Origin of the sequence: Salinicola sp. CR57 (assembly GCF_003206585.1) — a bacterium.
Lineage (GTDB): Bacteria > Pseudomonadota > Gammaproteobacteria > Pseudomonadales > Halomonadaceae > Salinicola > Salinicola lusitanus.
On sequence record NZ_PZJL01000008.1, the window covers coordinates 91,339 to 100,378 of the forward strand.

Consider the following 9,040-nt stretch of genomic DNA (forward strand, 5'->3'; position numbering starts at 1 on the left):
TGTCAGCGAAAGCTGGCTAGGCATGTGGCCCGGCATGGTGTCTCTCCTCCCTTCAGGAAACGCCTGGTCATGGTTCGCTGAGCGCGAAATTATTGAAAATATTAGTAAATTATGGAAACCGAATGGTGGCGTTGGTCCGACTTTACCACGCCGATATACACCTAGCCATAGGGGGCGATGGATGGTGGCTGCCCCGGCGTGGGTAACCTGGAACCTCCAATCTGGCCCCGGCGAAGGCGCGAAACGCCGGGGGCCGGCGCCGCTTTCCGGCCCTCGCGCAGGGCACGATGTCATCCGCCGCGGGTCACTTCCCCGGGCGACGGGATACGCTACACTGCGGTGCAATCCGCCAGCGCAACCGCATCGGCGTCCAGCGTCATTTGGAACCACTTCAGCATAAGGATATGTCTCCGTGAAGCGTCCACTACCGGTCAAGGCTCCCGCCGCACTCTCGCTCTGCCTCTCGCTGGCGCTGCTGGGGTGCCAGAGCGTCGCCGATACCCATACTGCGTCGAAAGGTCGCGCCAGCGAAACAATCGCCTCCAGCGCTCCCCAGAAGACCACGTCAAGCCCGTCCGACTCCCGGACGGCGACCGAGGAGGCCGACGACGGTTCCGGTGCCGCCGCGGATGCCGGGGTCGTGCAGGACCCGGCTGGATTCGACGCCTGGGTCGACCAGTTCCGGCAGCGGGCGGCCGCCGAGGGGATCGATCAGGCGACGCTGGCCGAGGCGTTCGATCGGGCCAGTTACCAGCCCCGCATTCTCGAGTACGACCGCTCCCAGCCCGAGTTCACCCGCCAGATCTGGAGCTATCTCGACAGCGCCGTCTCGGCGTCGCGCGTCTCCAATGGTCGTGAGCGCCTTGCCGCCAACCGGGCCACGGTGGATGAGGTCAACCGGCAATACGGCGTCCCTGGGGAAATTATCGTTGCCATCTGGGGGATCGAGAGCAACTACGGCAGCAACTTCGGCGACTTCGAGACCATCGATGCGCTCTCGACGCTGGGTTTCGACGGACGACGTCAGTCGTTTGCGCGGGGTGAACTGATGGCGGCCCTCAAGATACTGCAGAATGGCGATATCGACCGGGATCACATGCGAGGCTCCTGGGCGGGGGCGATGGGACATACCCAATTCATCCCGAGCAGCTTCCTGGCCTACGCGGTCGACGAGGACGGTGATGGCCGTCGGGATATCTGGGGCAGCATTCCCGACGTGATGGCATCGACGGCCAATTACCTGGATGCATCCGGTTGGCAGCGCGGGCAACCCTGGGGCGTCGAGGTCACGTTGCCGGAGGGCTTCGATTACTCCCAGACCGAGCTGTCGGTGCGTCACCCGAGTCAGGCATGGCAGGCCCAGGGGGTGGAGCGCCTCGACGGCCAGCCGCTGCCGAACTTCGATCAGGCCTCGGTTATCGCCCCCGCGGGCGCCCAGGGGCCAGCGTTTCTGGTCGGGCCCAACTTTCGCGTGATCATGCGCTACAACGCCTCGACCAGTTACGCGCTGGCCGTCGCCACACTGTCGGACCGGCTGGCCGGACGCCCGGGGATCCAAGGTGAATGGCCGCGGGACGAACCGGCGCTCTCGCGTGATCGCATCCGTCGCATGCAGCAGGGGCTCAACGCCCACGGCTTCGATGTAGGCACGCCGGATGGTCTGGTCGGTCCCAACACCCGCGCCGGCCTGCGCGCCTACCAGCGCAGCATCGGCGTGGTCCCCGACGGCTATCCGACGCAATCTCTGATCCAGCGCCTGACCAGCGGCTGACCCCACCTCGGCGCGCGGCGGGGGCTCTTTCCGCGTCGCGCGCTCGCTCGCGGCCATCCCCGATGGATCGCGCTCGCGCGTTATCTCGATATCGCCCAGCCTCGGAATTGGCACCGATTTGACCGCCATTCCCGGCCATGCCCGGTGTCCGGCGGCTGGCAGACTGTGACCGCGAATCTTCAGTGGCGGTCGGCGACTTCTGGCGGACTGCCCCGAACCATCGAGGAAGTCATGGGCGTCCAACGTTTCATAGCCAGTAACAGCCGCGAGGCCATGCGTCAGGTGAGGTCGGCACTGGGGGATCAGGTGCTGATCCTCTCCAACCGTGCGGTCGAAGGGGGTGTCGAGATCATCGCCATGCCGGAGCAGGCCCATGAGCAGGCGCTGGCCGGTCTCGAGTCGCAGGTGAGTCCCGCGGCGACCGCCGTGCCGGAGCCTGCCGCCACGCCCACGGTGGAGACGCTCGAGGCGCTCAACCGCCGGTTGCTGGATGACGTGCGCGCGCTGCTGCGCGACAACGCCTCATCCCCGCGGACCGATTCTCCATCGCTCACGGCCTCGTTGCGCCGACGCCTGGTGCAGGCGGGGTTCAGCGCATCGCTGGCCGATGACATTCTCCAGGACCCGCCGGAGGAGTTGCACGAGGAGACGCCTGAATCTCCTCTCGTGGAAGCCTGGCTGCTGCGCCAGCTGCGCTCGCGGCTGGCCTGGCTGGAGGACGAGGACGCGCTGTTCGCCGAGGGCGGGGTGTTCGCGCTGGTCGGCCCCACCGGCGTCGGCAAGACCACCACCACGGCCAAGCTGGCCTCTCGCTACGTGATGCGCCACGGACCCAAGGACGTGGCCTTGGTGACCACGGACAGCTACCGCATCGGCGCCGCGGAGCAGTTGCGAATCTACGCCAGGCTACTCGGAACCGAGGTCCACGCGCTCGAGGAGGATGGCGACCTGGGGGAGCTGGTCGCCAGACTGACACAGCCGCGTCGCGCCCTGCTGTCACGCAGCGCAGGGAAAAAGCTGACGGTGATCGATACCGTCGGCATGAGTCAGCGCGACCAGCGGCTGGTGGGGGAGATCTCTCGCCTGGCCGAGGGGCCCGCGCCGGCAAGGCGCGTACTCGTGCTCAACGCCGCCAGCCACGGCGATACCCTGGCGCAGGTCATCGAAGCCTGGCAGCAGGCGTCGCTGGATGCCGGGGCGCCGCTGTGGGGCTGCATCCTGACCAAGCTCGACGAGGCGGCGCGACTGGGCAGCGTGCTCGATGTGGTCATGCGGCATCGTCTCAAGCTCTGTTACGTCTCTCGCGGTCAACGCGTGCCGGAGGATCTCGAGCGGGTGGAGGCCGATGTGCTGCTCGCCGAAGCGCTGTCGCTGGCGGGCGAGTCGCCCTTCGACGAGCTTCGGGAAACGGAGGCGCTGCCACTGCCGCGGGCCCGCCAGCAGGCGCTCTCCCGCGGCGTGCTGCGTCAGGGCGGGGCACTGGAGACGACACTCGCTACCTTGAGGCAGCACAACCTGGGCATGGCGTTGCTCGAACAGGTCTGGCATCGCGCCAATCGCGTCGGGGCCGCCGCCGGCGATTTTGCGCGACTCATGGACGACATGACTCAGCAGCGGCTGGTGGCCTCCAGCCGGAGTGCCCATGCGCTGTACTGGTCCAAGAGTGGCAATGTCAGCGGTGGCGACCGGGCGATGCCGCTGATCTCGCTGGATCATCACGGCATGCCGCAGCCGCTGGCCTGGCCGCGCCACCGGCTGCCGGCCGGCCAGCGCGGTCAGCTGGAGTGGGCGCGGCCGCTCGGCGTCGGCTGGCATCTGTTCGCGCAGCTGCCGAATGTCGCCGAGCTCGAGGATCTCGATAGCCAGGGGCAGGGCTGGCTGGCATCGGTCACGGGAAGTCGCCGCTTGCGTCTCGCTGGCGAATGGCTGGCGTTATCCCAGGCGATGGCGCTGGGCGAGAAGGTGGGCAAATGGCCGGTGCGCCATCAGGGCCGCGCGGCGGACCTTCATGTGACACGACTGGAGACGAGCCTCAGCCAGCGTCGCCAGGATACTCACGCGCTGCCGGTCGTGGCCTGGCATGGCGAAGTCCGCGATCGTGACGACGGCCGCCGGTTGGCGAGCCGTTACTGGCTCGGCACGGCACAAGCCGGGTTCGATGCCGCCTCGCGGCTGCCATCGGCACTTGCCGGCGATGCCCTGCCCGGCATGACGCGGCAGGCGGATCGGATTCTGGTCGATCGCGGCCTGGTGACCCACGACAGCGAGCAGCGCTGGCACCTGGCCGCGATGCTGGCAGCGCTGGCGCTACGGCTGAGCGAAGAGGAGCAGGCCTGGGCGATGGATGTCCGGGCCAGCTTGTCGGGGATTGCCCAGCGTCGCTGTGGACGGCGTCCCAAGGCGCTGCTGGAGGCGCTCATGGATACGCTGAGCGCGCATGCCGCGCTGGCGCGGGCGGGAGTGGTCACGTCTGCCGATGTGGCCGTGGCGGCGTGAGCGACCAGGCGGCCGGCTTGCGCGCCCGGCTGAGCCCCGCTGCGGTCCCCCTGCGGGTATTAGGCGAGCCGGGGGACGATGCGCTGGGGCGGGCACTGGCCACGCTGCCCGCCCCGGAAGGCAGAACCTGGCTGGCGCTGGGAGAGCACGAAGCGGGGATGTCTCCGGTCGGTTGGTTGCTGTGGGTGGATACGACAAGGCTCGACGTGGCGGATCTCTATCGGCGGCTCAAGCTGGCGGTTCCCGCCGGCCGCGCCCGGGTCCCCGTGCTGTGCTGGTTGCACGACTCCCGTGGCGGCACCTTCTTCCCGGCGCTGGACGAAGAGAGCGCTCGCCTGCTCGATAATCTCGGCGTCACCGCGGCCCGATTTCTCGGTATCGAGCTGATTCGCGACCCCGCAAGCTGGCTGAGTCGATATTCACCGAAGGTCCGGGCATCGGCGGGTTGATGCCGCTCGCCGCTGCCGTTGGCACGGCTATCCGACGGGATGGATCGCCGCCTCAGAAGAGTCGCGCGAGCAGCGCGGTGACGGCGGTTTCCACGCGCAGAATGCGCTCTCCCAGATGAATCCCCTCGAAGCCCAGCTCGAGGAACTTTTCGACCTCGTAATCGACGAAGCCGCCCTCCGGGCCGATCGCCAGCAGCGTCGGCTCGGTGATGGCGCGAGGGCAGGCCTGGGCCAGTCCGGGGTGCGCCAGCAGCCCACGCCGGCCCTCGAGCAGAGCTGGCAGTCGATCTTCCACGAACGGCTTGAACCGAGTCTCCAGCGTGATCTCCGGCAGCCGGGTATCGCGCGCCTGTTCCAGCCCGAGCAGCAAGTGCTGGCGGATCTTCTCCGGCTTCAGTTCGGGGGATTGCCAGTAGCTCTTCTCGACACGCCGGGTATGCATCAAGCTCACGCGTTTGACCCCGAGCGCCGAGACGTGCTCCAGCGTCCTCGCCAGCATCCGCGGGCGGGGCAGTGCCAGCAGCAGATGGACCGGCAGTGGCGCCGGTGGCTCGCGTTCGAGGGTAACCCGGAACCGCGCTTCGCTGTCGCTCAACGCGAGCAGTTCCCCGCGGCCCATCAGGCCATCCAGGGCGCCAACGGTCAGGCTGTCGCCGGGTGCGGCGCGGTGGACGTCGACGAGGTGGCGCAGGCGGCGCGGATCACGGACGGTGGCGTGAGTGTCGTCCAGCCACTCGTCGGGCTGCAGCAGAATCAGGTTCATGAGGTAGCGGGTCGGCGCATCGTGACGGAGAATCGGGCAGGGCGATCATTCTGCCTGAAGCCGGGGGGCCTGAACACAGCGGCGAGCGCCTGGCCTTTCTGACATAATGCGCCCATGCATTCAGTCACAGTTCCAGAAGAAGGCTAGCGATGAAGGTTCTGATCATTGGCGGGGGCGGGCGCGAACATGCGCTGGCATGGAAAGTGGCGCAATCGCCGCAGGTCGAGACGGTGTTCGTGGCGCCGGGGAATGCCGGCACCGCGCGGGAGCCCGGTCTGACCAACGTGGCCATCGACGTCATGGAGAGCGAGGCGCTGATCGCCTTCGCCCGCGACAACGCCGTCGAGTTGACGATCGTCGGTCCGGAAGCCCCTCTCGTCGCCGGCGTCGTCGACGCTTTCCAGGCGGCCGGACTGGCGATCTTCGGCCCGAGCGAGGGCGCCGCCCAGCTCGAGGGCTCCAAGGCGTTCACCAAGGACTTCCTGGCGCGCCATGCGATCCCTTCCGCCGACTATCAAACCTTCAGCGACGTCACGCCCGCCCTGGCCTATCTCGAGCAGATGGGCGCACCGATCGTGATCAAGGCCGATGGCCTGGCGGCGGGCAAGGGCGTGGTCGTGGCGATGACCGAAGCCGAAGCCGAAGCGGCGATTCGCGACATGCTCGAGGACAACGCCTTTGGTGACGCCGGGGCGCGGGTCGTGATCGAGGAGTTTCTCGACGGCGAGGAAGCGAGCTTCATCGTCATGGTCGACGGCGAGCACGTGCTGCCGATGGCCACCAGCCAGGACCACAAGCGGGCGGGCGATGGCGACACCGGCCCCAACACTGGCGGCATGGGTGCCTACTCGCCGGCCCCCGTGGTCACCGAAAGCGTCTACCGGCGCATCATGGACGAGGTGATTCTGCCCACCGTCCGTGGCATGGCCAGCGAGGGGCATCCCTACACCGGTTTTCTCTATGCCGGCCTGATGATCGACGCCGAAGGCGCCCCCAAGGTGATCGAGTACAACTGCCGCTTCGGCGACCCGGAAACCCAGCCGATCCTGATGCGCTTGAAAAGCGACTTGGTGGCACTGTGCCAGGCGGCGCTCGCGCGCCAGCTCGATCAGGTCGAGTGCGAGTGGGATTCGCGCGCCGCTGTCGGCGTGGTGCTGGCGGCGGAGGGGTATCCCGGCAGCTACCGCAAGGGTGACGAGATCACCGGGCTCGAGGCGGCTGACGCGGCCGGCTGCAAGGTCTTCCACGCCGGTACCCGCATGAGCGACGATGGTCGCGTCGTCACCAGCGGTGGGCGCGTGCTATGTGTTACCGCTCTCGGCGAGACGGTCGGCGCCGCGGCGGCACAGGCTTACGCCGGTCTCGACGTGGTGCGCTGGCCCGGCGCCGAGTACCGGCGCGATATCGCTTATCGCGCCATCGCCCGAGAGCGTCAGCCGTCGTGAAAAAACGGTCGCTCTAGCAACAAGGAAAATCCGCCATGCAGCAAGTGAGGCATCGATCAACGATCGGAGAGCGACTCGAACGCGCGAGTCGCCGCGGCATTGTGGCGGGTCTCTGCGCTAGCCGGTCGAGCATGCTGAATGACGAGGTTCTGCATGTCGCGTGAATTTCCGATCATTGCGGTGACAGGTTCCTCCGGCGCGGGGACTACCACGGTCAAGCGTACTTTCGAGCGGATGTTCGCTCGCGAGGACGTACATGCCGCGTTCATCGACGGTGACGCCTTCCATCGCTACTCGCGGGCGGAACTGGCGCAGATCCTGCAGGTCGAGCCGGAACGCAAGGCGGAGCTCTCCCACTTCTCGGTCAATGCCAACCTGCTCGACCGTCTCGATGCGCTGTTCCAGGAGTACGGCGAGAACGGCAAGGGCACCTATCGCCACTACATTCATGCCGAGGACAAGCGCATGATCGAGGCGGGCTGGCAGGTCGGGACCTTCACCGACTGGCAGCCGATCCCCAGCGGCACGGACCTGATGCTCTACGAGGGGCTGCACGGTGGCCTGGTGACCCATGAGGTCGACATCGCCAGGCACGTCGACATGCTGATCGGGGTGGCACCTACGATCAATCTCGAATGGCTGCAGAAGATCGACCGCGATACCAAGCTGCGCGGCTACTCCCAGGAGGCGGTCATCGACACCATCCTGGGGCGCATGCACGACTACGTGCGCTACATCCAGCCCCAGCTGTCGCGCACGCACATCAATTTCCAGCGCGTGCCGACGGTCGATACCTCGAATCCCTTCGAGCTGCAGGACGTGCCCAACGATGGCGAATCGTTCGTGGTCATCCGGTTCCGGGATCCGGCGGCCGTCGACTTCCCCTACCTGGTCACCATGATCCATGATGCCTTCATGAGCCGACCCAATACGCTGGTCGTCCCGGGGGCGCGCCTGTCGCTGGCGATGGACCTGATCCTTGCGCCCCAGGTGCGCCAACTGCTGGCCCAGCGTCGCTTCCGCTGAGCCTGGCCGCCGACCGATCCCTCACGCCGACATCAGGAGCTATCATGGAACCGACACTCTTCAGCAAGATCATCGATCGCGAGATACCGGCGGATATCGTCTACGAGGATGACGAGGTGCTCGCCTTCAACGATATCGACCCGAAGGCACCCACGCACATCCTGATCATTCCCAAGAAGCCCATCGCCACCTTGAATGACATCGAGGAGGGCGATCTGGCCCTGATCGGCCGACTGCAGTACACCGCCGCCAAGCTGGCCAAGGAGCTCGGGTTCGCCGAGGAGGGCTATCGCGTGGTGATGAACTGCAACGAGGCGGGCGGGCAATCGGTCTATCATATCCATATGCACTTGCTGGGCGGGCGTCGCATGCAGTGGCCGCCAGGCTGACAACCGGTCTGCTCGTCCGAGTGGCGTCAACAAGGAGGTTCCGATGACTCGCAAGATTTCCCGCGCCGACAACCTGATCCACCAGTTCGATACGGTGCTGCGCACGCTGGTGCCCAGGGCGGCCCAGCCTAGCCGGCCGTCGCCGGCCAACGTCCAGCCGGCTGGCGCGCTCGACGACGAGCAGCGCCATCACGTGGCGGGGCTGATGCGGATCAACCACACCGGTGAGGTCTGTGCCCAGGCGCTCTACCAGGGCCAGGGGCTGACGGCCAAGCTGACCGAAACCCGCGAGCGCATGGAAGAGGCGGCCGCGGAGGAGATCGATCATCTGGCCTGGTGCGATCAGCGGCTGCAGGAGCTCGACAGCCGTACCAGCTATCTCAATCCGGCGTTCTACGCGGCTTCGTTCGGATTGGGCGCGGTCGCCGGGGCGATCGGCGACCGGCTCAGTCTGGGATTCGTCGCCGCCACGGAAGAGCAGGTGGGGCGGCATCTCGAGGCCCATCTGCGCAAGCTGCCGATCGATGACAAGCGCTCGCGGGCGGTGCTCGAGCAGATGCGCATCGACGAGGCGCAGCACGAACGCTGGGCGCTGGAGTCCGGCGGCAGTCGCTTCCCGCTACCGGTGAAATGGGGCATGCGGCTGATGTCGAAGGTGATGACCAAGAGCGTCTATCGGATCTGAGCTACGGGCTACGGGC

At 66.9% G+C, this 9,040-nt stretch carries 8 protein-coding genes; 7 read left to right on the forward strand and 1 reads right to left on the reverse strand.

The window, feature by feature from the left end; genetic code table 11:
• The first annotated feature begins 412 nt into the window (after window positions 1-412).
• The 3 genes from DOM56_RS14460 (at window position 413) to DOM56_RS14470 (ending at window position 4,716) form a co-directional block, all read left to right on the forward strand.
• Window positions 413-1,771, forward strand: a complete 1,359-nt coding sequence (locus DOM56_RS14460) for a lytic murein transglycosylase (protein ID WP_232822314.1) — start codon at window positions 413-415, stop codon at window positions 1,769-1,771.
• Between the two features lie 231 nt (window positions 1,772-2,002).
• On the forward strand, window positions 2,003-4,267 hold the full coding sequence (gene flhF / locus DOM56_RS14465) for a flagellar biosynthesis protein FlhF (RefSeq protein WP_110709805.1): 2,265 nt from the start codon (window positions 2,003-2,005) through the stop codon (window positions 4,265-4,267).
• The gene (locus DOM56_RS14470) at window positions 4,264-4,716 is read left to right on the forward strand and encodes a hypothetical protein (protein WP_110709806.1); all 453 of its coding nucleotides are present in this window, start codon (window positions 4,264-4,266) and stop codon (window positions 4,714-4,716) included. The genes flhF and DOM56_RS14470 overlap by 4 nt, the downstream gene beginning before the upstream one ends.
• A gap of 52 nt (window positions 4,717-4,768) precedes the next feature.
• Here the strand turns inward: DOM56_RS14470 and DOM56_RS14475 are convergent, their stop codons facing one another.
• Window positions 4,769-5,479 (reverse strand): 16S rRNA (uracil(1498)-N(3))-methyltransferase, encoded by a 711-nt coding sequence (locus tag DOM56_RS14475; RefSeq protein ID WP_110709807.1) that lies wholly within the window; start codon window positions 5,477-5,479, stop codon window positions 4,769-4,771.
• Window positions 5,480-5,628: 149 nt separating this feature from the next.
• Here DOM56_RS14475 and purD point away from each other — a divergent pair, with 149 nt between their 5' ends.
• The 4 genes from purD to coq7 all read left to right on the forward strand — a co-directional run bounded on the left by purD (window position 5,629) and on the right by coq7 (window position 9,024).
• Window positions 5,629-6,924 carry a phosphoribosylamine--glycine ligase gene (gene purD / locus DOM56_RS14480; RefSeq protein WP_110602562.1) on the forward strand — a complete coding sequence of 432 codons (1,296 nt, stop codon included), beginning with the start codon at window positions 5,629-5,631 and terminating at the stop codon, window positions 6,922-6,924.
• A gap of 153 nt (window positions 6,925-7,077) precedes the next feature.
• Window positions 7,078-7,950 (forward strand): phosphoribulokinase, encoded by an 873-nt coding sequence (locus tag DOM56_RS14485; RefSeq protein WP_110602564.1) that lies wholly within the window; start codon window positions 7,078-7,080, stop codon window positions 7,948-7,950.
• Between the two features lie 44 nt (window positions 7,951-7,994).
• Window positions 7,995-8,339 carry a histidine triad nucleotide-binding protein gene (locus tag DOM56_RS14490; protein ID WP_110709808.1) on the forward strand — a complete coding sequence of 115 codons (345 nt, stop codon included), beginning with the start codon at window positions 7,995-7,997 and terminating at the stop codon, window positions 8,337-8,339.
• 43 nt (window positions 8,340-8,382) lie between these two features.
• Window positions 8,383-9,024 (forward strand): 2-polyprenyl-3-methyl-6-methoxy-1,4-benzoquinone monooxygenase, encoded by a 642-nt coding sequence (coq7, locus tag DOM56_RS14495; RefSeq protein WP_110709809.1) that lies wholly within the window; start codon window positions 8,383-8,385, stop codon window positions 9,022-9,024.
• Window positions 9,025-9,040: the final 16 nt, after the last annotated feature.

Excerpts from the sequence above, each read along its gene's own strand:
- flhF (WP_110709805.1), top strand. The coding sequence starts at position 2,003 with ATGGGCGTCCAACGTTTCATAGCCAGTAACAGCCGCGAGGCCATGCGT.
- DOM56_RS14475 (WP_110709807.1), bottom strand. The coding sequence starts at position 5,479 with ATGAACCTGATTCTGCTGCAGCCCGACGAGTGGCTGGACGACACTCAC.
- purD (WP_110602562.1), top strand. The coding sequence starts at position 5,629 with ATGAAGGTTCTGATCATTGGCGGGGGCGGGCGCGAACATGCGCTGGCA.
- DOM56_RS14485 (WP_110602564.1), top strand. The coding sequence starts at position 7,078 with ATGTCGCGTGAATTTCCGATCATTGCGGTGACAGGTTCCTCCGGCGCG.
- DOM56_RS14490 (WP_110709808.1), top strand. The coding sequence starts at position 7,995 with ATGGAACCGACACTCTTCAGCAAGATCATCGATCGCGAGATACCGGCG.
- coq7 (WP_110709809.1), top strand. The coding sequence starts at position 8,383 with ATGACTCGCAAGATTTCCCGCGCCGACAACCTGATCCACCAGTTCGAT.